Origin of the sequence: Liquorilactobacillus nagelii DSM 13675 (genome assembly GCF_019444005.1) — a bacterium.
GTDB lineage: Bacteria > Bacillota > Bacilli > Lactobacillales > Lactobacillaceae > Liquorilactobacillus > Liquorilactobacillus nagelii.
Window position 1 is genome coordinate 1222119 of sequence record NZ_CP049304.1, and the last position, 23476, is coordinate 1245594.

Sequence of the window (23476 nt, forward strand, 5' to 3'; positions counted from 1 at the left end):
AACAATTGAACTACTCAACAAGACCATCTTCACCAGTTAATTGCTATCGTTTTTCATCAACCAACGACTCGCTTAGAACAATTTCCCAGTTACTCTTCTTGCTGTTTTTTAATTATTTACTAATAGATTATGAAATAATCTTTATTAAAAGTCAACCATTTTTTAATTTAATTTGCCACTATTCTTCTTTTTTTAAAAAGTTCAAGGCTTGTTTTAATTCTGCTCGCTTTCCTTCAGGCATTGCTGGGTAATGCAGTGGTAACTCTTTCATTCGATCAACAATAATATCTGAGACACACATTCTAGAATACCACTTATCATCTGATGGAATTAGATACCACGGATTCTTTTTAGTCGCTGTTTTGCTAATTGCTATTTGATACGCTTGCTGATAATCATCCCAATACTGCCGTTCTTTGATATCAGCCTCTGAAAATTTCCAATTATGACTAGGAAGCTCAATTCGCCGCAAAAAACGCAACCGCTGCTCTTCTTTTGACATATGCAAGAAAAATTTCAAAATTAAAATTCCATTACGTGCTAAATAATTTTCAAAATAGGTAATATCCTCAAATCGTTTATCAAAAAATTGACCATCCACTTGATCTAATTGTGTTATTCCAGCTAAATGCGAATTCAAAATCAACTCAGGATGAACGCGACTGACCAAGACATCCTCGTAGTAAGAACGATTAAAAATCCCAATATTGCCCTTAGCGGGAACATGCTGATGAATTCGCCAGAGATAGTCGTGATCCAATTCAAGTGAACTTGGTTGCTTAAAACTCGTTACTTCACAACCTTGAGGATTGATTCCACTCATAACATGTCGGATCATGCTATCCTTGCCCGCTGCATCTAGAGCTTGAAAAACTAATAAAACACCATAACGATTTTGCGCATAAAGTTTACCTTGTAATTCAGCTAATTTTTTTATATTTTCAACTAATTGCTGTTTAATTACCTCTTTAGCAGGAGTATCCTCTACAGCCGTCAAGTTCTGATTGAGATCTAAAGCTTTCTTACCATCGTAAAAAAATTTCTTTGCAAAAGTCATTTTTATTCCTCCTAGTGTTTTCATAAGCAATAAAAGCAGAATTCTTGTTTTAATTTTGTATGATAGTTATATTAATGATACCACTTAGATAATCGGAGGATAATAATTTGACTGAGAAACCTGAGCTAAAACAAAAAATTGGTTCTCTAGCTTATGAAGTTACTCAACATGCTGCAACTGAAAAACCTTTTACTGGTAAATATGATCAATTTGACCAACCAGGTATTTACGTTGATATTATTAGTGGTGAACCACTATTTTCATCTTTAGATAAATACGACGCCGGTTGCGGCTGGCCAGCTTTTACTCAACCAATAACTAAATTACAAGAAAACCGCGACTATTCTTTGGGAATGCAGCGCATTGAAGTCCGCAGTCAACAAGCAAATTCACACTTGGGTCATGTTTTCAATGATGGACCCGTTGACCAAGGCGGATTGCGGTATTGTATCAACTCAGCTGCTTTAAAATTTATTCCACTGGATCAATTAAAGACCTCTGGATATGGTGCTTACGTCAAACTATTCAAATAAAGAATCTCGCAAATGGCCTAAAAAGCAGTGTGGCCTTGCGAGATTTTTTATTTATTTTCAGTTTTAAAATAGTTTTGAACTATTTCTTGATAAATATTTGTCATTGCCAAAAAACTGCTGATTGTTGTATATTCATCAATTTGATGAGCATTTTTCCAAGCAGCTGGTCCGAGAACAATTGTCTTAATTTGTGGGTTACGTTCAACAAAGACACTTGCATCGGTTGCACCATTAATTGTTGTTAATTTGATTGGCTGACAGGGAAAATGACTGGCTGAAATAGCAGCCGACTGTTGAACAAAGTCAGTTTGCGGATCAGTTTTAACTGGATAAAAATTATGCAGTAAAGAAAATTCTAATTTAAATTTAGTTTGCTGATTAATAATTGCCAGCTGGTCTTTAATAACCGCGATTACTTTTTCATTAGAAAATGCTGGCGTGGGACGAATATTTCCGAAAAGTTCAGCTTGGTCAGGGATAATGTTAATTTGTGAACCACCCTTAACGATTGTAATACTGTGTTTAACCTTTCCTAAATCAGAATCACCGGGATCATCAGCAAACAATTTTGGCTCAGCATTAATATAAGCAACCAACCCGCTAATTGCATTAATTCCAGCTTCTGGTGCTGAACTGTGAACAGCTTTCCCGTAACTTTTAATTTGATAATTAATTGTTCCTGCATGGGCATAGACTATTTGCCCATCTGTTGGTTCACCGACAATCATTGCTTGAACATCATCTATTAATCCTTGTTTTGCCAATCGATAAGCACCTGGTGTTCCAAACTCTTCACCCGCAGTTGCAACCAACCTTAAAACTCCGGGAATTGTCTTTTTTTGTTCAGCTAGTTCAGCTAACACAATCGCTTCGGCAGCAAGTCCACTTTTCATATCAGCACTGCCCCGGCCATACAACCGGTCTCCAGTAATTTTCGCTTGAAACGGATTCGAATGCCATTGACTTTTGTCTGCCACGGCTACGGTATCTTGATGACCTGTTAAACAAAAAACTTGCTGAGTTTTATGCTCACCAAATTCGGCTACCAGATTGGCACGGTTGTCACCAAAACAGTCTACTTTGGCTAAGATACCATATTTAGCCAAAAAAGTTGCTAAATATTTTGCCACAGCCACCTCATTGCCATTAACTGAATTAATGGCAATTAAGTCAGTTAACACTTTAATTTTTTCCTGCTTATCCAAATTATCATCTTCCTTAAACCGCTAACTGTCGTTAAGAATTTTTATGATTGAAAATTTTGGCTAATACGTCACCAATTAATTGAACCAACAAGACAAGAACTAATACCAAAAGCGTGGCTACAAAGGTCGTATCATTAGCAAAACGATTATAACCGTAGGCAATGGCCATATTTCCTAAGCCACCTGCTCCAATTGCTCCAGCCATCGCTGTCAAGCCAATCAAGCTGATTAAAGTTACGGTAGTTACACGTACTAGTTCAGCACGTGCTTCTCTCAAATAAACATCAAAAACCAAATCACTAAAGGTTGCTCCGACTGATTGCGCCGCTTCAATAATTCCTTGGTCAACACTCTTTAAAGCAACTTGAACTTGACGCGCATAAAATGGGAAAACACCTAATGATAGAGGAACCAAAGCCGCTGTTGTTCCAATTTGTGTTCCAACAATTAAATTAGTCACTGGAGCAATAAAGGCTAATAAAATAATAAATGGAATTGCTCGAAATAGTGAAACTACTTTATCAAAAAAGCCAAACAGATTGCGATTAGGTGTAATCCCATCTTCATCTGTCAATACTAAGCCAATTCCAAAAATCAAGCCTAAAATCCCACCAAAAAGTGCCGACCAAAAAGTCATATATAACGTCTGACCAATAGCTGGTAGCCAGCCTCCATCGCCAGTCCAGCCCTGATAAACGACATTTGGAAAATATTTTGCAAAAAGTTCTGTCATTTTACAGTACCCCCTTCAGCTAGACTTTGCTCAGCAATCTGGGTAATAATTACTCCTTGATTTTGCAAATAATCAAGTGCTTTTTGTTGACCTGCAGTTGTTCCTTTGATAATTACAAATAAAGTTCCAACAGGTGTTCCACGCAAAACCTCGATATTACTGTAAATAATGTTTGCTTCAACATCAAAATCTCGATATAACTTAACCAGTAAAGGTTCACTAACGGCGTTGCCAACGTAAGTCAATTGAACAATGCGCTCGTCTGCTTTTAGCTTAGCTAATTTAAAATCACGTAAGGTGGCAATTGCTTTGGCCGATCCACCAATTAATTCTCTCGTCAATCGTTCTTTTGCACCAGTGAAGATTTGTAGCAAGTCTCCTCGCTCAATAATTTCACCATTATCCATCACGGCAACTTTATTAGCAATGCGTTTAACAGCATCCATTTCATGCGTAATTAAAACAACAGTTAGGCCAAACTTTTTATTCAAGTCTTGCAATAAATCTAAAATTTGAGCAGTATTTTTGGGATCAAGTGCTGATGTTCCTTCATCTGAAATTAAAATTTCTGGATCATTAGCCAAAGCTCGAGCAATTGCTACACGTTGTTGTTGCCCACCTGATAACTGAGTAGGAAAGGCATTCTTGCGTTCACCTAAACCCACTAAATCTAATAATCGCTGCGCTTTTTCAGTAATTTCTTTTTCTTTGAGTCCACTATGTTTAAGCGCAAAAGCAATATTTTGAATTATTGTTTGTTCATTGAGCAGATTAAAATGCTGAAAAATCATCCCGATTTTTCGTCGTTTTTCTCTTAATTTTTTAGCAGCAATAATTTGGTGCTGTTTGTCATATAAAACATCGCCACTAACTTCAACTCGTCCTGAACTGGGCTGCTGCAATAAATTGATCACTCGTACTAAAGTGGATTTACCTGCACCTGAATAACCAACCACCCCATAAATATCGCCTTGATTTACATGCAATGTCACATCTTTAACGGCTTTAATTTGTTTTTTCTTTTGCTCAAAAGTCACACTGATGTTATCAAGCTTAATGATTTCTTTTGTCATAGCGCACCTCGTATTTTTAGCCAATTACTGCTTATTTCAATTTAATATTCCAAGCTGGAATTTCAGCCGTACCATATTCCTTTTGAATTGCTTGCTTAGTTTTTGCAGTTTGATATGCTTTGACAACATCTTTATATTCTTGCTTATTCTTATCTTTCTTATTGGCTACAATAATGTTAATCCATTGTTCTGAATCTTTATTAACTGGTTCAACATAAATTGCTGATTTATAATTAATTTTAGCTGCTTGGGCATAGTTGGTGTTAATCACTGCCGCAGTTACATCGGACAATGAACGAGCAGTCTGACTAGCATCTAATTCCTTAATTTGCAAATGCTTAGGATTTTTAGCGATTGATTTAACAGTTGCTAAATCTGTATCTTTTTTCAAAGTAATCAAACCAGCATTTTTCAATAAATAAAGAGCTCGGGATTCGTTAGTCGCATCATTAGGAACAGCAATTACTGAACCGTCAGCAATGTCTTTTACATTCTTAACTTTATTCGAATAAAGGCGAATCGGAGTAATGAAAGTCCGGCCAATCGGAACTAATTTAGTCTTGTTGGCTTTGTTCCATGCCTTTAAGAAAGCATAATGTTGGAAGGAATTCAAATCAACATCTCCCTCAGCCAAGGCTTTATTTGGCTGTGAGTAATCCGTAAACTTCTTAAATTTTAATGTAATATTGTATTTATCTTTAGCGGTTGTTGCAACACTCTTCCAGATAGCATCCTCTTGTTTTTCACCTGACATAATCCCAACAGTTACGGTTTTATTTTGAGCTGATTTATGTCCGCCAAAACTGAAATAGCCTGCCACCAAAATTACTACAATTACAATTGCCCAAATAATCAAATTCTTTTTTTTCATTTATCTCACTCCTAATTTTTAACTAATATTCAAAACCAATCCGCTTTAAAGTTCTAATTGCTGTTGATAATACCATTCAAATAACTACACATTCGTTTTTTTCTCATTGAAACCAACCCCCAAATTAAAATTCACTTTTGATTGGAAATACAAAAAAGCCCGTCCTTATGAAAAGGACGGGCTTACCCGTGGTACCACCTTAATTTGCAGCTACTGACTGCCTCGGTGAACTACTCAAAATAAAAATTATTAAGAATAATTCTGCGATCGTAACGTCCGCAACCACGTCAATAGCTAAAAGTTCACCATTGCCACTCCGAGTCCATCTTCCAAAATTGCTTTTCACTTTCTTGCACCAACCGAAAGCTCTCTAAGAAAATAAATTTTGTACTCTACTCTTCAACATGTTTTCTTCGATCAAAAGTTCTATGTGATTCATTCTAATGTTTTTTTTATTTTTGTCAAGAGAAATCTTACTTTTCTTAATTCATTTGACTCGATATTAATTATTCTAAGTGCTGCAATTTCAAATGCCGCTTGTTCAAGTATAGTTTGGCTAGTTTAATAACTTCAGTCACTGCTAAAACCATCAATCCAGCAATCACTGGTACACCCCAACCCCAAAGTAAGCCAGGATTAGTTGTATAGAAAACATCCTGCATAAAAGGCAGATAAATAATCAGCAACTGTAACAACAATAGTACGCCAATAATCACGAAAGCCATCTTATTTTGAAAGAAATATTTAGAGAAGACTGGTTGACGCGTCCGCAAATTAAACAAGTAGAAGATTTTGCCGAAGATAATAATATTTAACGTCATAGTACTGCCAACAAGTGCCGGAATTCCAAGAGCAACCAATAAATCGTATGCTCCAATTCCTAAACCAGCAATCAGTAATGAAACATAGACAATTTCAGCAATGTCGGCTTTCGTTAGAATTCCTTGACCAATTTGACGCGGTCCCCGAGCCATGATTCCTTTTTCAATCGGCTCAAAAATAAACGCAAACTGAATTGTCAAAGCGGAAACCATATTAATCCACAGCAACTGCGTCGGATACAAAGGTAATTGCTGATCAAGTAAAATACTCAAAACCACAATCAATCCTTCGGCAAAACTGGTTGGCAATAAAAAGCGGATTGATTTGCGAATATTATCAAAAACATGCCGTCCTTCACGCACTGCTGTTTGAATTGTGGCAAAGTTATCATCAGCAAGAACCATATCAGCCGCCTCTTTTGCTACGTCAGTTCCTTTAATCCCCATTGCAACCCCGATATCAGCTTGTTTCAAGGCAGGAGCATCATTAACTCCATCACCAGTCATTGCAACAATATGTCCTTGTTTTTGCTGAGCTTGGACAATTCGATTTTTATCTTGCGGTGTTGTCCGGGCAAAAACCGTATAACGGTCTACTTGCTGGGCTAATTGTTCATCCGACAATTTAGCCATTTCTGGTCCAGTGATCACCTCTAATTGATCTGCTAAACCTAATTTTTTAGCAATTGTAGCTGCCGTATTCGGATCATCACCCGTAATCATTTTAACTTTAACTCCAGCATAATGCAGTTGTTTAACGGCCGCCGCGGCCTCTGTCCTTGGTGGATCAATAATCCCCACCAATCCCTGCAACTTCATCTGCTGGCCAATAACTGTTTGATCGATCATTGCTACTGGCGGAGCTATCGCTTGACTAGCCAAACCAACAACACGTTTGCCTTGTTTAGCTAAGCGAACAACTTCTTTTTCCCATTTTTGACTGTCGAACTTTGGATTGAATTTTTTTATTAACTTGAAGAGTGTCTGCGGTGCACCTTTAACCAACAACATCTGCCCCTGATCAAGCTTAGCCAAACGAGCCGAGTAACGAATTGCTGAATCAAATGGCAGTGAGTCAATCTCTTCAAGTTGTGGTTGCTGACCGGTGAAACTATGATAAAGAGCTGCCAGTGCTCCATCGGTTGGTTCTCCGGTCAATTCCCACCGTCCATTTTTTAAGTTAAAAGCTGCGTCACTGGTTAAACCTGCAATCTGCAAAAGTGGTTTAATAGTTAACTCATCCTGCCAGGCAATTTGTTTTTCTGCTTTAAAAAGTTGGGCCGTTTGAGCATAATTACTCTTTTCAACTGTAAAAGCTCCGGCAGCCGTCACAATATCTGTCACTGCCATCTCATTTTTGGTCAGCGTCCCTGTCTTATCAGTATTGACAATATCAACTGCTCCTAAAGTTTCAACTGCAGGTAAACTTTTAACAATCGCTTTTTTGTGTGCCAATTGCCGAGTTCCCATCGCTAAAACAACTGAAACACTTGCTGGCATTCCTTCAGGCATCGAGCCAACGACCATAGTTACGACTGCAATCAGTAAAACAGGCAGAGAATATATCTCTAGAACTGCTCCAATGATAAACATCACAACTGCTAGTGCGACAATAGCTAAGGACAGTTGCCAACCCAAGCGATTCAAGTTCTGCATCAAAGGAGTCAGCTTAGTTTTAGTTTCTGCAACTGCCTGTTGGATTTTACCTAGTTCCGTTTTTTGGCCGGTTGCAACAACCACTCCTGTTCCAGAACCAGTCGAAATTGCTGTTCCAGCAAAAGCCATATTGGTTCGGTCTGCTAAAGCTGTTGCAACTGGAAGAGTATCTTCTGTCTTGACAACAGCAGCTGCTTCACCAGTCAAAACAGCCTCTTGAATTGTCAAATTATCAGCTGCCAGTAACCGTAAATCCGCTGGAATGCGATCGCCTGCTTCAAGCTGAACTAAATCACCTACAACCACAAATCGCGGGCAGCAATTGTCATCTTTTTCCCTGCTCTAATTACAGAAGTATGTGAAACTAACAAGGCTTTTAATTTATCAAGCGCCCCATCAGCGGACATCTCCTGAAAAAAACCAATTAAAGCATTCGCAATAATCACTGTTCCAATTACAATTGCATCAGGATAATGACGAAGGAAAAGTGAAATCAAGGCTGTTGCCAGTAAAACGTAGCTAATAGTGTTATTAAATTGGCTAAGCAGTCTCTTAACCCAGCTTTCTTTCACAGTCTTTAATTCATTTGGTCCATTTTCTTGCAATCGTTGTCGCGCTACTGGAGAACTTAGACCCAGTGTTTGATTTGTTTCAAAATGTTGTTCTAATTGATGCACATCCATCTGCCATAACGGCCGACTGGGGGCGCCATCATCACCATTATCGTCACTTTCAACGGTCGTTTGTTCTACCTCTTCAAAATCTCTCATGTAATTTCCTCCAAATAAGTAAGTTTATCTTTATTTTACCCTATTTTATTGATGATGAGAAATATTTTAGGCTCAATTAAAAAATTTCTAATTTTATATAGTAAAACTTACTTTTGGGCTGTTTACCTAAAAGTTTCTTAATTTTTGTAGTATATGTTGAAATTTTTTTCCAAATAATATAGTATCGATAAGGGATTAGAAAAGGGGAGAATACTATGTGTGGTTTTGTAGGGTACTTGACTGATGCCAGTCAAAAAGACCTGCGGAATAAAGATTGGATTGCCAGTCAAATGAATCGAATGATCGTTCATCGAGGTCCTGACGATGAAGGTTACTTCAAAGACGACCATATTGCCATGGGGTTTCGTCGATTAAGTATCATTGACTTAGACAGCGGACACCAACCGTTATCATATGCAAATGAACGCTTTTGGCTAACTTTCAACGGGGAAATTTATAATTACCTGGAATTAAGGAAAGATTTAAAAGCTGAAGGCTATGAATTTAAAACCCAATCTGATTCTGAAGTAATTTTAGCGGCCTACGCTAAATATGGTGTAAAGTGTGTCAATTACTTACGTGGAATGTTCAGTTTCGTAATCTGGGATAGTCAAGAAAAGACTTTGTTTGCTGCTCGTGATCCATTTGGCATCAAACCATTTTACTATGCAAGTTTTGATCGCAACTTCTACTACGCTTCTGAAAGTAAAGCTATTTATAAGGTCATTAAAGACCATGACTTTGATCACGATGCTTTACAAGATTATTTTACTTATCAATATGTGCCAGAACCAGAAACACTAACCAAAGAAATTCACGTTTTAGAGGCTGGCCATTACTTGTTTAAGCAACTTGATCATGAACCAGAAATTAAACAATATTATCAAAGAACTTTTGCTCCCGTTCAGCGCTCAACAGCTGATTATATTAAAAGAATTCAAGCCGTTCTGGAAGATTCAGTTGCCAAACATATGCGGGCTGATGTTCCAGTTGGGTCATTTCTGTCGGGAGGAATTGATTCTTCAATTATTGTCGCTCTTGCTAAAAAATTTAATCCACATATCAAGACAATCTCAGTTGGTTTCCAACGCGAGGGATATAGTGAATTGGATGTTGCTCAGGAAACTGCAGAAAAACTAGCGGTTGAAAATTACAGTTCTGTAATTACCCCTGAAGAATTCATGGATGCTTTTCCGCATTTTGTATGGGCAATGGATGATCCTTTAGCTGATCCAGCAGCTGTGCCGCAGTATTTTTTAGCTAAAGAAGCGCGCAAACATGTTAAAGTTGCTTTAACCGGTGAAGGTGCTGATGAGTTATTTGGCGGTTATCGCAAGTATCATGAACCAATTTCCTTGCGTCCATTTGAGCATACCAAGTTAATTAATCCATTATTGCATAAATTAGCTTTGATTTTGCCAGAAGGAATTAAAGGTCGTAGTTATTTACTGCGGGGAACAACTCCTTTGGAAAAACGCTATGTGGGAAATGCTTTTATTTTTAATGAAACTGAAAAACAACGGTTAATTAAAAATTATGATTTAGATCACCCACTATCTGCTTTAACACATGATCTCTATCAATCTGCTAATAACTATGACCCGATTAGTTTGATGCAATTTATAGATATTCATACCTGGCTTTGTGGTGATTTACTGCATAATGCCGATCGAACAACGATGGCCCATAGTTTAGAACTTCGAACTCCATTTTTGGATAAAGAGGTCTTCGCGGTAGCTCGTGAAATTCCGGCAGATTTACGCATTTGTCATAAAACAACCAAATACATTTTGCGTGAAGCCGCTAAGGGTATTGTTCCAGATCACGTTTTGTATCGACAAAAACTGGGTTTTCCAGTTCCAATTAGATTTTGGCTGCGTGAAGAAATGTATGACTGGGCTAAAAACATTATCAATGAATCCGCTACTGATCAGTATTTGAATAAAGATTACTGTCTAAAACTTTTAGAAGATCACCAGACACGAAAATTTGATAATTCACGAAAGCTCTGGACCATTTTGAACTTTATGATGTGGCATAAAATTTATGTTGAACAAACTGAGTTACCGGATTCTGCTGCTAGTTGGCAGTTAACTAAATAGCTGTTAATTCTTGAAAAACTAGTTTCGTAACAACAAAAAAAAGAAGATAGACTAATCTATAGTCCATCTTCTTTTTTGTTGAGCGATTTATTACCCAGTCTTGTCACTTTTTTGTTGATATTTCTTTTGGGGTTAAAATTCGTTGCAATAATCCTAAAACAAAATCAGCAATAATTGCCATGAAAGCTGTCGGCAAAGCCCCCGCTAAAATAATCGCTCCTCCGTTGGTTGCATTGGTTCCCCGAATAATGATGTCACCTAAGCCACCAGCGCCAACAAATGAGCCGATTGCTGTAATTCCAATAGCAATCACTAAAGCATTCCGAATGCCCCCCATGATCACTGATAAAGACAACGGCAATTCAATTAAATACAAAATTTGAAAACGAGTCATTCCCATTCCTTTCCCAGAATCAAGAATTGTCGTATCAATCCCCTGCATACCGGCATAAGTGTTTTTAATGATCGGCAATAAAGAATACAAAAAGACGGTTGCAATGACGGTATTTACTCCTAGACCTAAAACCAACATAATCATTGATAGCAAAGCTAATGATGGAATTGTCTGAATCACATTTGCCAAACTAATTACTAGCCCACTTAATTTTCGATAACGAGCAATCATAATTCCTAATGGAATTCCGATAACTGCCGCAAATAAGACTCCATAAATTGAAATCAAAAAATGGCGACTAAATTGGGCCAAAATATAGCTGCTGTTTTCGCCTAAGTAGTACCAAAACTGCTGCCAAAGATTCATACTTGCCATTAATCATTACCTCCTCGGAAATAATTATGTTTAACTAAAAAATTGTGTGCCACAACGGCTGGTTCCTGCAAATTATTGTCAGCTTGATAATTCAAACTTTGCATCGTTTTCAAATTGATCTTGCCATCTAATCGATGTAAAACAGGAGCAAGTTTGGGATATTTCTTCAATAATGAATCATTGACCACCATTGAACAATTATATGGTGGGAAAAATCGTTTATTATCTTTTAAAAGCTGCAAATTATAACTTTTAATTCGCCCATCAGTTGAATATCCCAGCACAACTTGCATTTTTCCAGCTTCAACTGCATCATAGACTAAACCAATTTGCATTGGGGAAACTCGTTTAAATCTAAAACCGTAGTCCTTGGCAAAATCATCATAGCCATCACCTTTACGGTTCATCCAGGATGAATCAACTCCAGCGTTTAGCTGTCCAGCTACAGTTTGCAAATCAGAAATTGTTTTTAAATGATATTTAGCAGCGAATTTTTTAGTGGTCATGAAAGCATAAGTATCAGCGAATCCATAAGAAGGAAACCAGGTTTGATTAAATCTTTTTTTGAACTGTTTCGTAACAATCGCCGTTGCTTTTTTGGGATCTTTAACATTATCCATCTGCAAGGTCCCTGTCAAATCAGTTCCTGTATATCGTGTAGCTGAAATATCTGCATCACCACGCAAAAGAGCCTGATGAGCAACGGTTGATGAGCCTAGATTGTTAACTAAAGTTGTCTGGTAACCAAGTTCATGTTGAATTAACTCAGCAATAATATTTGCCATAATTTGTGACTCGGTAGTGCTTTGTGAGGCAATACGAATTGTCTGTGAATTAGATGTTCCACTCACTCCCGGCAAACCACAACCACCCAACATTACGAGTCCGAGCAATAAACTTAGATAGACAATTCGGCGTTTTAATAAAATTTTCAGTTTCATTTGCCCGCCTCCTCATTTTGCTGAACTGGTGTTAACCTTTTTTCAAGCAGGCCTAACAAATAATCTGCTAAAACCGCCAAAATTGTAACTGGAATTGTCCCGCCAATAATTAGATCTGGTTGGAACAAATTCAAGCCATTAAATATAAAATCACCTAAGCCGCCACCGCCAATAAAAGCAGCTAAGGTCGCCCATGAAATAACATAAACAGCCGATAAACGAATTCCAGCCATAATTACCGGAATTGCCAAAGGAATTTCGACTTGAACAATTGATTGAAAATTAGTCATTCCCATTCCTTTAACACTGTCTTTAAGTAACGGATCAACACTTTCCATTCCAAGATAAGTGTTCCGCAAAATTGGTAATAGTGAGTAAATAAATAACGCGACAATTGAGGGAATCTTTCCAATTCCTAAAATTGGAATCATCAAAGCTAATAATGCTAATGATGGAATTGTTTGTAACATACTAGCTATGCCAATCACAATTTTTGCTGTTCGTGGTGTCCGCGTTAACACAATGCCTAAGGGGACAGCGACTGCCATCCCTAAAAATAAAGAAAAGGCTGAAATATATAGCTGTTCCCAGGTTTTTTGCAGCAGTTGAATCCCATATTGATTTAGAAAAGCCATCATTTAGACTCACCACCTTCTGCACTGACTGCCAAAGAATCAGCTTCAGTATCGTTTCCTCCCCAAATAATGTCGTAAACCATATCAACCAATGAAGATCTAGTTACAATACCACGGAGCTTGCCTTGGTGATCAATGACAGGTACATAGCGCAACCCTTGCTTCAAAATTCGTTCAGCACTATTGCGAATCAACGTATCGGTGTAAATCTTAAATAACTTAGTAATCATCAAATCAGAAACACTTGTTACCCGATTATATTTATCCAAATCCGCTAAATCCAAGTAGCCTTTCAAATAACCATCATCGTCAGTCACTAACAAGGTATCAACTCGTCGTTGGCGCATTAATCGAACTGCATTTTTTAACGGTTGCCCCAAAGTGATTGAAACAGGATCTTTAAGCATAATCTGCTGAGCAGTTGTAATGTCGGCTCGAGCTTGAATCAAACGTTCCTCACCAATTAATTTTTTGACAAATTCATTAGCTGGATGGCTGAGCAGTTCTCGTGGCGATGACTGCTGGATTATTTGACCATGATCCATTACCACAACTTTAGTGGCCAGTTTCAAAGCTTCATCCATATCGTGTGTCACAAAAACAACTGTTTTTCCTAATTCTTCTTGCAGATCCTTCACCAAATCCTGCAGGCTTTCGCGGGTAATCGGATCAAGTGCACCAAATGGTTCGTCCATCAAAATAATGTCTTGTTCTGCTGCCAGTGCCCGGATTACTCCGATTCGCTGCTGCTGTCCACCTGATAGTTCTCCTGGATAGCGATCAAGATAGTCTAATGGCAGTTCTACCAACTCAAGTAGTTTTTTTGCTTGTTGACGTTTCTTATCTTCTGACCATTTTAATAATTTTGGAACCAAGGTAATATTTTCATAAATTGTCATATGTGGGATCAATCCAATATTTTGAATTACATATCCGATTTTGCGACGAAGTTTAACCGGATCAAACTCTTTAATATTTTTACCGTTTAAAAAAATTTCACCGGATGTCGGTTCGAGCATCCGGTTGATCATCCTCATGGTCGTTGTCTTTCCAGAACCTGAAGTTCCTATCAAACAAACAAAATCACCATGATTAACTTTTAAATTGATTTTTTCGACAGCAATATTACCATGATAAATTTTAGCAATATCCTTAAATTCAACCATTGGCGTCGCAGTTTCCATTATGCATCCTCCTCCATAGATTTTATGTATTGGTTTAATAACAAAAAACCTATAATTAAATTTAACATAAATTTTAATTTTCTGCGAATGATTTGCTCATTTTCAGTTATTGTTATTTTATTGCACTAAAAAAAGGCTTGCAATAAAGAAAACTTATCACAAACCTTAAAAATTGAAATATCAGATTATTGTAAATTGATTTAATTACTAAATCTATTTGTTACTTTTATTGACGAACTGGCCAGTCAATTTTTCAACTGGAACAAACAGGCCTTTGAAAATCTGCTGAATTAAAGTTTCTGTGCGATTGTGCTGATAGAATGCTGCCAAAGCTGCTAAAATTACTGGCAAATAGAAACATGCCCCTACGATACCTACTATTGGTCCACCGTAGATCATAACTGGTTCCCAGAAATAAAAACCATAATAGGTAACAATCCCCCAAACAATAGCCCAAATAATTGCTGGAATTGCTAAGATGATAAACAACTCCCAGATTTCAGCTCGTTTGTGCGCAATGAAACGTCGACTAGCAGTTAGAGCATGTCGTTGTGATTGTCCCAAAAAGGCTGGCTGTTCCTCACGATATAAGAAGAGCGCTTGAGAATACTCTAAATTTTTCCAAATCATTACCAACAGCCAAATAATTAAAATTGCATCTAAAATAATCTGGTTACTACCTAACAGATACTCTAAAATTAATAATGGTAACTGCCAGAAAAAGAGGAAAAGTCCATTATATAAAAACAGCCGCAAAACTTGATTCTTGTTTAAAAACCGAAACTGCTGCCAAATATTTGAAAACCGGATTGAAGTTTGTTTTCCAGTAACTACATCTTGCAATTGAAATTGAATTACTGCCATAAAGAAATACGCTAATACTTCTAAGACAAAAGTTAAACCCAATCCAACCAAGATTTCCAGCAACCCAACCCATAATGTTGCGCTAACCGAACCGTAAATCAATAATGTCAATGCTGAAGCAACCGTTGTTAATCCACTTCTAAACAACATTCCCATTAAAACTGATAAAACCATAAAGACAATTACGAGTCCCGTCACAAATCCACCAGCAGCTAACAGCTGATTTCGATGTTTTTTTACTAAAGTAAGAAGTTCTTTGATTCCTAAAGATTTTTTTTGTTCCAAAATTAGACCTCATTTCTAAATTTTTAGCATGCATTAATCATAACACGAAAAAAACCATTATTTTTTTCTTCACTGAATATTCACAAAAAAATAAAGTTCATCAGCTATGCTATTATTAGCTGCTAAAGTAGCTTTCAAAAGTAATTAGTTAAGTCGAAGCAACAAAAAAGAGTCGTAATCAAAATTCACGACTCTTTAATAAAAACTAACTATTTCAGATTGCTAGATGTAAATGACAGATTGCTCCAGAACTCATTGTTAGCTGGGCTGACATCAAAACCTTTAACCCGTTTATTAACTGGTTCCCAGTTATAACTGAAGTTATCAGGTGCATAAGCAGCTTGTTTATTCATATATTGCTGCCATTGCTTGAAAATCTTAACCCGGTAAGCTGAATTCCAAGACTTGCTGCTGTTCATTTCATTCATCAACTTAGTATTTTCTTTAGAAACGAAGTGACCCATGTTATAAGTTGCTGTTTCTCCATAAATAGCTGTCGGTGTTGGCTCGGATGATAAGCCCCAAGCAGCATCATAAACATCGATCTTGTTTTGTTTAGTCTTTTGCAAAGTATCATAGAAACTATTCATTTCCATTGGCTTACCCGTTGCAAAGACAACATGCAGGCCGATTTTATGCCATTGCTGCAAATAATCCTGGTACTCAGCTTCTTGAGTTGAAGTCCCCTGCATTGCTCCAAAGTAAATCGTTAACTTCTTGCCGTTGGGCTGAACACGCCACTTACCTTTCTTCTTATAACCAGCTTCATCCAATAATTGGTTAGCTTTCTTGATATTCAGCTGATAACCTTTAGCTGATTTGTCGTAATATTTGGAGAAGATTGGTGGAATCAATGTATTCGCCCGCCAAGTAACACCATTGCCGAACTTCTTGTTCAACTGATCAAGATTCAAAGCATACATCATTGCTTGACGTAATTTGACATTGGCCATCTTACTATTCTTATCCATAACATTCTTTTGTGTCTTGGTATCATAATAACCGACATTGAAGCCAAAATACCCATACGACAAAGCTGGTTGGCCAACAATTTGATAGCCCTTGGTATTCTTTAACTCTTTATAATCGGTTCCATGCAATACGCCGCCAGGAATAACAAAGTCATATTTTTTAGATTGGATAGCTTTGTCAATATTACTTTCAGAGACGACGCTGATCACAATGTGTTTGATTTGTGGTTTTTTGCCCCAGTAATATTTATTTGGCGACCAAGAAGTTGACTCGCCTTCAACAACTTTATCAAGTTTGTAAGGACCAGTAAAGATTGGATTCTTACGTACTTGGTCTGAAGAAGCTAACTTCGAAATTGGCACATTTTTGATGTATTCATATGGTTCAACTGTTCCCCAAATAAATGAGTTGCCTGAATACTGCATACTTGGAGCCATTCGACTAAAATGGATTACCGCAACGCGACCGGTTTGTCCATCAGGATAAGAAAAGCCGGAGATTGTTTTAGCCTTGCCATTGTGGTAGGCTGCCAAGCCTTTAATCGCGTTGAAGTCCGATGAGTATTGTTGTGAAGTAGTGTTTGGATTGGCAATCACTTCATAAGCATACTCGACATCTTTAGCCGTTACTGGCATGCCATTGGACCATTTAGCATTTTTGCGGATAGTAATCGTTGCCGTCTTAGCTTTGCGGTCTAATTTTAAGTTAGCCAATCCACCATTGATAATTTTATAATCTTTGTTGGTATTGAATAACCCATCTTGATTGCCTGGTTGGCCCCCACTTGGTGAAAAGACATCTGCATCTTCTTGGTTAGTAGACAAAACAGGATCAGAAATTCCTTCAAATGGCGAGTCATTTGGTTCAGCAACTTTCAAAGTTCCATTTGTAGTTGCACTGCTATCGGTCTTGCCAGTATTATTGTAGGCCGTCTTCAAACTGACCTGCGTTGTCTTGGTACTTGAGCTTGATGAACTTGATGAACAAGCAGCCAAGGTAACAGCTGCTAATACAGCTGCGGCGGTTACCGCAACTTTCCTTACTTTACTACCCTGCATGCAAAATTCCCCCTCGATTTAAGAAAATAATTAGTGCTGCATTCTACTCGCAAAAATTGGGCATCATCTCCTTAACGGTTAAGAATTCTACTTGCCAACAGCCTGGCGCTGCGAAGCATCTGCTGACCGACGAATAACTTGACCAATATAACTAATTGCCAAACATAAAACAATAATTTCTAAAGCTGCTGGCAGCCAAGTCCACCAATATTGAGTAATATTATTTGGATCGTTGGCATTAGCAATCAATGTCCCTAAGGATGGCGTCTTTGGTGGCAAACCAAAACCTAAATATGACAATCCAGTTTCAACCCCGATATTTTCCGCAAAAGACAATGTCGTATCGACAACAATTAGTGAAGAAATATTGGGCATAATCTCGCGAAAAATAATCTTCCACGAATTAGTTCCTGAAGTAATTGAAGCTGCAACATAATCTTTTTTAGCTTCAGCTAGTGTTCGCGAACGAATCAAACGTGATGTTCCTAACCAATAAAAGCAAGAAAAAATCAAGGTTAATGTAATCGCGTTGTAATTATGAATAATCGTAACTAACACAATAATCATCATCGTCATTGGTAGCATCATCATAAAATCGTAAACTCGCTGCATCCACCAATCAACAAAGCCGCCAAAGTAACCAGAAATCAAGCCCCAGGCAATTCCCCAAGTCGATGAGATTAAGGTCAACCCAATTGCAATTCCAATTGAATTTCGCGAACCGACAATTAACTGTTTCATAATTGAGCGACCACCAGTATCCGCACCTAGAAGATAACCATCTTGCAAGGGATGATTGAGATAGGCCATGATATTAGTATTCATCATATTAGAAACATTGATAAAAAATGAGGCAATTGTTACAAAAATAATAAAGCCAACGACAATAATTAAAGCAATTAAAGCTGGGCGATCGGCTTTAAATTCATTCCACAAAATACGGCTAGCTGAAGGTGTGGCTTGACTCTCAGCTTCTTGCGTTAGTCGTTTCAACTCACTAGGTTCAATTGTTTGCTCAGCTAATTTTTTCATCATGCCACCTCCTTATTTAATTCGAATTCTTGGATCAACAATTCCAAGAATGATATCTGACAGTAATGTTCCTAACAAGTTCAAAATGCCAAATAATAGAACCAAGGCTGTGATAACTGTGTAATCCCGATAACTGATTGAATTAACAAATAATAACCCCATTCCAGGATATGAAAAGATACTCTCAGTGAAAATTGAACCATTTAACAATCCAGTTATTGAGTAACCACCAAAGGCGGCAATTGGCAACAATGAATTGCGAAAAATATGGTGCCGATAAATTGCCTTTTGTGGTACACCCTTAGCACGTGCTGTTTTGACATAATCGGAGCGTTTAGCATCAATTACTTCCGAACGCAGATATTGAACAATATTAACGGTACTAAAAAGTGCTCCTAGTAAGCCTGGCAACAACATATGGTAAAAGCGCGATAAAACAGTACCACCAAAGCCGCTCGCCGTTGCAGAAACTGAACCAGTTGTCGGGAACCAATTCAAAACATAACCGAAAATCCATAAACCGACGACTAAGATAACAAAGAACGGAATGCAATAAGTTACATAAGTATAGATCCGAATAACAGTGTCTGGCAGTTGACCTTCATGACGGCCGGCATACATGCCCATTGGTAAGGCAATCAGATAGGTTAAGACCATCGTGAAAAGTGATAACCACAGTGTGTTTTCTGCCCGCTGTCCAATTAAACTAGCAACCGGTTCATGATATTGATAACTTTCACCTAAATTTCCGTGGAATAAATGCACAACCCAATTCCAATATTGCTGATACCAAGGATCATAAAGACCGTTAATTTTCATTAAATGGTGAATTTCAGCTGCACTCGCCCGCGGATTAATCGAGCCAGTAAATGGATCGCCAGGCATCATCTTAGCTAATAAAAAAACCAAAATACTTAAAATAATAATTTCGGGAATCATAATCAAAACTCGGCGTAAAATAATTTTCCACATTTAGTCCACCCCCTGAGTCGTTAGTTTTTTCTGTTGAGCCATTTCAGGAGGCAAAGCAACTGAATGCGTTGGTGAAATCTGCACCAACGGATACGCCATCCCATTTACGTCATAATAATTAGCTTTTTGTGATTGATAGATTTTTTCAATCCGAATTCGTTCAGCTTGATGCTCCTGGCGATGGCGGACATCAACTTGTGGAATAGCTGCTAATAAACGCTTCGTATAGATATGCTGTGGATGATTATAAATATCGGCTCGTGAACCGACCTCTACCAGGTGACCACGATTCATGATTGCTAAGCGATCACACATATGACGAACAACGCCTAAATCATGAGAAATAAATAGAAAAGAAATTCCGAATTCTCGTTGAATCTTCTTCAAAAAATTTAACACCTGAGCTTGAACTGATAAATCCAATGCTGAAACCGGTTCATCGGCAATAATTAATTTAGGGTTAGTCGCGACTGCACGAGCAATTCCGATTCGCTGCCGTTGCCCCCCAGAAAATTGATGAGGATACTTATACAATGCATCTGGTCCCAGACCAACGATATCTAATAATTGCAAAACGCGAATTTTTTCCTTTTCACTATCAAGTTGTTCGAAGTTGCGCAGTGGTTCAGCAATAATGCTTTCAATTCTTTTCCGTGGATTTAAACTTGATAAGGAATCCTGAAAAATCATTTGGACATCTTGATTGTATGTCAAGCGTTCTTTCGCATGATTCAAAGCAATATTTTTGCCTTGGTATAAAATCTGTCCGCCAGTTGAAGGCTCTAAACCAACTACAGCTCGACCAGTAGTGGTCTTGCCTGAGCCAGATTCCCCCACGAGGCCAAATGTTTCTCCCGCCTCAATTTCAAAGGACACACCATCAACTGCTTTGACGTAATCAGTAATTCGATTCCAAAAGCCGCTGCGAATTGGAAAATGGACTTGCAAATTCTTAACTTCGAGTAAACTCATTGCCTGACCTCCTCTTGCTCAGCTGGAAAATAAAAATTTTGATAGCAAGTACACCGAACCTGATGACCATCAGCTAACTGATGCATCGTCGGTTGTTCTTCATGGTCACTAGCGGGAATCCATGGAATTCTAGGAGCAAAGCGATCACCCGACTGCGGCATTTGCTGCAATGAAGGAACATTTCCTTTAATAACGTACAATTCATCCTCTTGGCTATCAGCTTGTGGCATTGATTGTAACAAAGAACGAGTATATGGGTGCAGCGGATTTTCCAAAATTTGCGTAACTGTTCCCTGCTCAACAATTTGTCCCGCATACATTACTGCAACTTCATCAGCCGTTTCAGCCACCACCCCCAAATCATGAGTAATTAAGATTACGCCACTATGATTTTCTCGCTGAATCTTGCGAATTAAGTCCAAAATTTGCGCTTGAATAGTAACGTCCAATGCTGTTGTTGGTTCATCAGCAATCAATAAATCCGGCTTGCAAGCAATTGCAATCGCGATAATTACTCGTTGGCGCATTCCACCTGATAATTCATGTGGAAATTGATTAGCCGTCAGTTCTGGATTATTAATTCCCACTTGATCTAATAATTCCAGCGTCCGTTGGATTTTTTGTTCTTTAGTCAGGTTAGTATGGTAATCCATTACCTCAATAATCTGATCTTTGATTTTTTTTAAAGGATTAAGAGCTGACAACGGATCTTGAAAAATCATGCCAATTTTTGCTCCACGAATCTCGTTATATTGCTCATCAGTGAGTTTCAGTAAATCTTGTCCTTCAAAAAAAGCTTGCCCGTCAATTTTGGTAATTGCTGGATCATGCAGACCCATTATGGTAGTAGCTAAAGTACTTTTGCCACAACCTGATTCACCAACGATCGCTAAAATTTGATCGCGTTTGACTTGCAAGTTAATTTCAGAAATAGCTTGGTAAAATTTACCATCTATTTTAAATGCAGTATTCAATTTTTTTAGATTTAACAATGGTTGATTCGACATCTTTCATTCATCTCCGGACAAAACTCATAATTAAAATTAATTGAGTTTTATTATACTTCTCAAAGACAAAATTGCAAATCAATGATTAACTAATTAGTTTAGTTTAATAAAGTTATCTGCTGTTTTATATCAATATTCACCGGCCTTGCTTTGATTAACAAAGTTATTTCAACTAAAATAAAAATAAAGCAAAGCAAAAACGTTTTTTAAGATTTTTCTAAGAAAAATGGAATATGCAAAATATCGACCTCTTTTTGAATAAACTTAATTGCTAATAAATAACTGCTGATTAAATAATCCCTTTTTGAACTACTTAACCTTCATTTAATAAACTTAATAAAAAATAAAGTATTTGATAACTAACAGCTGATAAACTGTTGATCATCAAATACTTTATTTTAGATGTTGTTTCTTAAGCTTCTTGTTGTTGGCAATCAGCCTGCATTTTGACTGCTCTTTCATAAGCATAGCGATACAGGTTAATCTTCACGTCCAAAGAGGTATCCTTAGTATCTGACATCACAACTGCCAAAGCAAATTTTTCTGGATCAATTTTCATCGGCTCACATCCTTCCGCCACATATTATAAACTATTTTTAATATGTTTAAAATTAAATTTAGGTATTCCAAAAAATATCTTGTTTTTAACAGATTTCCTCTAAAAAAAACTTAAAAAAAGTGCTTGACAAAAACTGCCAAACACTTACAAATCAATCTTTATTTAAAATAATCCAAGAACAGTCTTGATGCTAGCATATGCCATAAAGATAACTACAAACCAACCAGTATAAGTCAGCCATTTAGGATGATGATAATCTCCCATTAATTTAGGCAAGCGACTAGCTAACAATAAAATTGCTAACGAAATCGGTAAAACAAATCCATTGGCAGCTCCAACAAAAACCAATACTTTTGCCGGTGAACCAACAACATAAAAAACAATAGTTGAGATAACAATAAAACCAATAACTAGTAATTTGTGATAATTTTGATAGAAACTTTTATTTTTACCAACTGCGTAATCAAGGAATGAAGTTGATGTAAAAGTCGAGCCTAAGATTGATGTCATCCCGGCAGCAAACAACAATAAGCCAAAGAACTTATAACCAAAGTTTCCAGCAGCATATTTGAAAATTGAAGCCGCTGGGTTAGTTGGATCAAGTTTGGCTCCAGTGACGACAACGGCTAAACCAGCTAAAAACAGCATCACCCTGATCACTGAAGCAATCCCAATTCCCGTTAAAGCCCCAGCATTGATATATTTAATATTCTTTTTGCCAGTCAATCCGCCCTCTAACAAACGGTGACCACCGGAAAATGAAATATACCCGCCAACTGTCCCACCGACAATCGTCACAATTGAATAAAAATCAACTTTTGTCGGTAAAAAAGTATGTTGAACAGCTTGATGATATGGAACCGTCATGACACAAATAATATAGATCAAGATAGCAACTTTAACGACAGCTAAAACTTGAACTGTTCGATCCATCACGGTCAAAGCGTTCTTAACTACAAAAACAATAATTGCTAGCGCCCCGGCAATCACTGCCCCATTTTCTGGCGAAATACCAAATAACACATTTAAACCAAGACCAGCTCCGCCAACATTACCAATGTTAAAAAACAATCCGCCAACGGCCACTAGAAAAGATAAAACATAACCCAGACCAGGGAAAATATCATTAGCCAGCACTTGCGCTTTCTTACCGCTGACAACAATTACTCGCCAAACGTTCATTTGGACAATTACATCGAAAATAATACAAATTAAAATTGCAAAGCCAAAGTTAGCCCCCATTTGGCCAGTAAAAGTAGCTGTTTGCGTTAAGAAACCTGGTCCAACCGCTGCCATCGCCATTAAGAAGGCAGCACCCATGGCAATATTCCATGGAGAACGACTCGTTTGATCAATCTTTGGTAAATCATTTTTTTTCGGTTTATCAGTCATTTGCAAATTCCTC

General features: G+C 37.5%; 19 protein-coding genes, 1 pseudogene and 2 other annotated features (1 of these 22 running past the window's edge). Of the genes and pseudogenes, 2 read left to right on the forward strand and 18 right to left on the reverse strand.

Annotated features, from left to right (window positions below; genetic code table 11):
• Positions 1–108 (reverse strand) — a binding site (T-box leader) (it extends 150 nt beyond the left edge of the window).
• A 70-nt stretch (positions 109–178) separates the two neighbouring features.
• The gene (locus G6O73_RS06335) at positions 179–1057 is read right to left on the reverse strand and encodes a polyphosphate kinase 2 family protein (protein ID WP_057885453.1); all 879 of its coding nucleotides are present in this window, start codon (positions 1055–1057) and stop codon (positions 179–181) included.
• A 107-nt stretch (positions 1058–1164) separates the two neighbouring features.
• On the opposite strand from G6O73_RS06335, the gene msrB reads away from it, so the two are divergent.
• Complete coding sequence (gene msrB / locus G6O73_RS06340; RefSeq protein WP_057885452.1) at positions 1165–1590, forward strand: peptide-methionine (R)-S-oxide reductase MsrB; 426 nt, start codon at positions 1165–1167, stop codon at positions 1588–1590.
• Positions 1591–1637: 47 nt separating this feature from the next.
• Here the strand turns inward: msrB and G6O73_RS06345 are convergent, their stop codons facing one another.
• The 5 genes and pseudogenes from G6O73_RS06345 to G6O73_RS06365 form a co-directional block, all read right to left on the reverse strand.
• Positions 1638–2795: an ArgE/DapE family deacylase gene (locus G6O73_RS06345; RefSeq protein ID WP_057885451.1), complete on the reverse strand. Its 1158-nt coding sequence runs from the start codon at positions 2793–2795 to the stop codon at positions 1638–1640.
• A 31-nt stretch (positions 2796–2826) separates the two neighbouring features.
• Positions 2827–3528: a methionine ABC transporter permease gene (locus G6O73_RS06350; protein ID WP_057885450.1), complete on the reverse strand. Its 702-nt coding sequence runs from the start codon at positions 3526–3528 to the stop codon at positions 2827–2829.
• Positions 3525–4601: a methionine ABC transporter ATP-binding protein gene (locus tag G6O73_RS06355; RefSeq protein WP_057885449.1), complete on the reverse strand. Its 1077-nt coding sequence runs from the start codon at positions 4599–4601 to the stop codon at positions 3525–3527. Before G6O73_RS06355 ends, G6O73_RS06350 begins: the two co-directional genes overlap by 4 nt.
• A gap of 31 nt (positions 4602–4632) precedes the next feature.
• Complete coding sequence (locus G6O73_RS06360; protein WP_057885448.1) at positions 4633–5472, reverse strand: MetQ/NlpA family ABC transporter substrate-binding protein; 840 nt, start codon at positions 5470–5472, stop codon at positions 4633–4635.
• A gap of 169 nt (positions 5473–5641) precedes the next feature.
• Positions 5642–5884, reverse strand: a binding site (T-box leader).
• Between the two features lie 94 nt (positions 5885–5978).
• Positions 5979–8719: pseudogene (locus G6O73_RS06365) on the reverse strand (HAD-IC family P-type ATPase).
• Positions 8720–8934: 215 nt separating this feature from the next.
• On the opposite strand from G6O73_RS06365, the gene asnB reads away from it, so the two are divergent.
• A complete protein-coding gene (gene asnB, locus G6O73_RS06370; RefSeq protein WP_057885447.1) occupies positions 8935–10821 on the forward strand; it encodes an asparagine synthase (glutamine-hydrolyzing) in 1887 nt (628 codons plus the stop codon).
• 103 nt (positions 10822–10924) lie between these two features.
• Here the strand turns inward: asnB and G6O73_RS06375 are convergent, their stop codons facing one another.
• The 12 genes from G6O73_RS06375 to G6O73_RS06430 all read right to left on the reverse strand — a co-directional run bounded on the left by G6O73_RS06375 (position 10925) and on the right by G6O73_RS06430 (position 23463).
• Positions 10925–11590 (reverse strand): ABC transporter permease, encoded by a 666-nt coding sequence (locus G6O73_RS06375; RefSeq protein ID WP_057885446.1) that lies wholly within the window; start codon positions 11588–11590, stop codon positions 10925–10927.
• Complete coding sequence (locus G6O73_RS06380; protein ID WP_390624789.1) at positions 11590–12468, reverse strand: osmoprotectant ABC transporter substrate-binding protein; 879 nt, start codon at positions 12466–12468, stop codon at positions 11590–11592. The genes G6O73_RS06375 and G6O73_RS06380 overlap by 1 nt, the downstream gene beginning before the upstream one ends.
• 59 nt (positions 12469–12527) lie before the next feature.
• A complete protein-coding gene (locus G6O73_RS06385) occupies positions 12528–13169 on the reverse strand; it encodes an ABC transporter permease (RefSeq protein WP_057885444.1) in 642 nt (213 codons plus the stop codon).
• A complete protein-coding gene (locus tag G6O73_RS06390) occupies positions 13166–14350 on the reverse strand; it encodes a betaine/proline/choline family ABC transporter ATP-binding protein (protein WP_057885443.1) in 1185 nt (394 codons plus the stop codon). Before G6O73_RS06390 ends, G6O73_RS06385 begins: the two co-directional genes overlap by 4 nt.
• Before the next feature lie 213 nt (positions 14351–14563).
• Positions 14564–15499, reverse strand: a complete 936-nt coding sequence (locus G6O73_RS06395) for a hypothetical protein (protein ID WP_057885442.1) — start codon at positions 15497–15499, stop codon at positions 14564–14566.
• Positions 15500–15708: 209 nt separating this feature from the next.
• Positions 15709–17529 (reverse strand): oligopeptide ABC transporter substrate-binding protein, encoded by a 1821-nt coding sequence (locus G6O73_RS06400; RefSeq protein ID WP_057885441.1) that lies wholly within the window; start codon positions 17527–17529, stop codon positions 15709–15711.
• 87 nt (positions 17530–17616) lie between these two features.
• Positions 17617–18561 carry an ABC transporter permease gene (locus G6O73_RS06405; RefSeq protein WP_057885440.1) on the reverse strand — a complete coding sequence of 315 codons (945 nt, stop codon included), beginning with the start codon at positions 18559–18561 and terminating at the stop codon, positions 17617–17619.
• Positions 18562–18573: 12 nt separating this feature from the next.
• On the reverse strand, positions 18574–19533 hold the full coding sequence (locus G6O73_RS06410; RefSeq protein ID WP_057885439.1) for an ABC transporter permease: 960 nt from the start codon (positions 19531–19533) through the stop codon (positions 18574–18576).
• Positions 19534–20505: an ABC transporter ATP-binding protein gene (locus G6O73_RS06415; RefSeq protein WP_057885438.1), complete on the reverse strand. Its 972-nt coding sequence runs from the start codon at positions 20503–20505 to the stop codon at positions 19534–19536. It lies immediately after the preceding gene.
• On the reverse strand, positions 20502–21512 hold the full coding sequence (locus G6O73_RS06420; RefSeq protein ID WP_057885437.1) for an ABC transporter ATP-binding protein: 1011 nt from the start codon (positions 21510–21512) through the stop codon (positions 20502–20504). Before G6O73_RS06420 ends, G6O73_RS06415 begins: the two co-directional genes overlap by 4 nt.
• Before the next feature lie 412 nt (positions 21513–21924).
• Entirely contained in the window at positions 21925–22071 is a 147-nt protein-coding gene (locus tag G6O73_RS06425; RefSeq protein ID WP_157056662.1) for a hypothetical protein, read from the reverse strand.
• 162 nt (positions 22072–22233) lie between these two features.
• Positions 22234–23463 (reverse strand): NRAMP family divalent metal transporter, encoded by a 1230-nt coding sequence (locus tag G6O73_RS06430; RefSeq protein WP_057885436.1) that lies wholly within the window; start codon positions 23461–23463, stop codon positions 22234–22236.
• Between the last annotated feature and the right edge of the window lie 13 nt (positions 23464–23476).

Excerpts from the sequence above, each read along its gene's own strand:
- G6O73_RS06335 (WP_057885453.1), bottom strand. The coding sequence starts at position 1,057 with ATGACTTTTGCAAAGAAATTTTTTTACGATGGTAAGAAAGCTTTAGAT.
- G6O73_RS06350 (WP_057885450.1), bottom strand. The coding sequence starts at position 3,528 with ATGACAGAACTTTTTGCAAAATATTTTCCAAATGTCGTTTATCAGGGC.
- G6O73_RS06355 (WP_057885449.1), bottom strand. The coding sequence starts at position 4,601 with ATGACAAAAGAAATCATTAAGCTTGATAACATCAGTGTGACTTTTGAG.
- G6O73_RS06360 (WP_057885448.1), bottom strand. The coding sequence starts at position 5,472 with ATGAAAAAAAAGAATTTGATTATTTGGGCAATTGTAATTGTAGTAATT.
- asnB (WP_057885447.1), top strand. The coding sequence starts at position 8,935 with ATGTGTGGTTTTGTAGGGTACTTGACTGATGCCAGTCAAAAAGACCTG.
- G6O73_RS06375 (WP_057885446.1), bottom strand. The coding sequence starts at position 11,590 with ATGGCAAGTATGAATCTTTGGCAGCAGTTTTGGTACTACTTAGGCGAA.
- G6O73_RS06380 (WP_390624789.1), bottom strand. The coding sequence starts at position 12,468 with ATGTTGGGTGGTTGTGGTTTGCCGGGAGTGAGTGGAACATCTAATTCA.
- G6O73_RS06385 (WP_057885444.1), bottom strand. The coding sequence starts at position 13,169 with ATGATGGCTTTTCTAAATCAATATGGGATTCAACTGCTGCAAAAAACC.
- G6O73_RS06390 (WP_057885443.1), bottom strand. The coding sequence starts at position 14,350 with ATGGAAACTGCGACGCCAATGGTTGAATTTAAGGATATTGCTAAAATT.
- G6O73_RS06400 (WP_057885441.1), bottom strand. The coding sequence starts at position 17,529 with ATGCAGGGTAGTAAAGTAAGGAAAGTTGCGGTAACCGCCGCAGCTGTA.
- G6O73_RS06405 (WP_057885440.1), bottom strand. The coding sequence starts at position 18,561 with ATGAAAAAATTAGCTGAGCAAACAATTGAACCTAGTGAGTTGAAACGA.
- G6O73_RS06410 (WP_057885439.1), bottom strand. The coding sequence starts at position 19,533 with ATGTGGAAAATTATTTTACGCCGAGTTTTGATTATGATTCCCGAAATT.
- G6O73_RS06415 (WP_057885438.1), bottom strand. The coding sequence starts at position 20,505 with ATGAGTTTACTCGAAGTTAAGAATTTGCAAGTCCATTTTCCAATTCGC.
- G6O73_RS06420 (WP_057885437.1), bottom strand. The coding sequence starts at position 21,512 with ATGTCGAATCAACCATTGTTAAATCTAAAAAAATTGAATACTGCATTT.
- G6O73_RS06425 (WP_157056662.1), bottom strand. The coding sequence starts at position 22,071 with ATGAAAATTGATCCAGAAAAATTTGCTTTGGCAGTTGTGATGTCAGAT.
- G6O73_RS06430 (WP_057885436.1), bottom strand. The coding sequence starts at position 23,463 with ATGACTGATAAACCGAAAAAAAATGATTTACCAAAGATTGATCAAACG.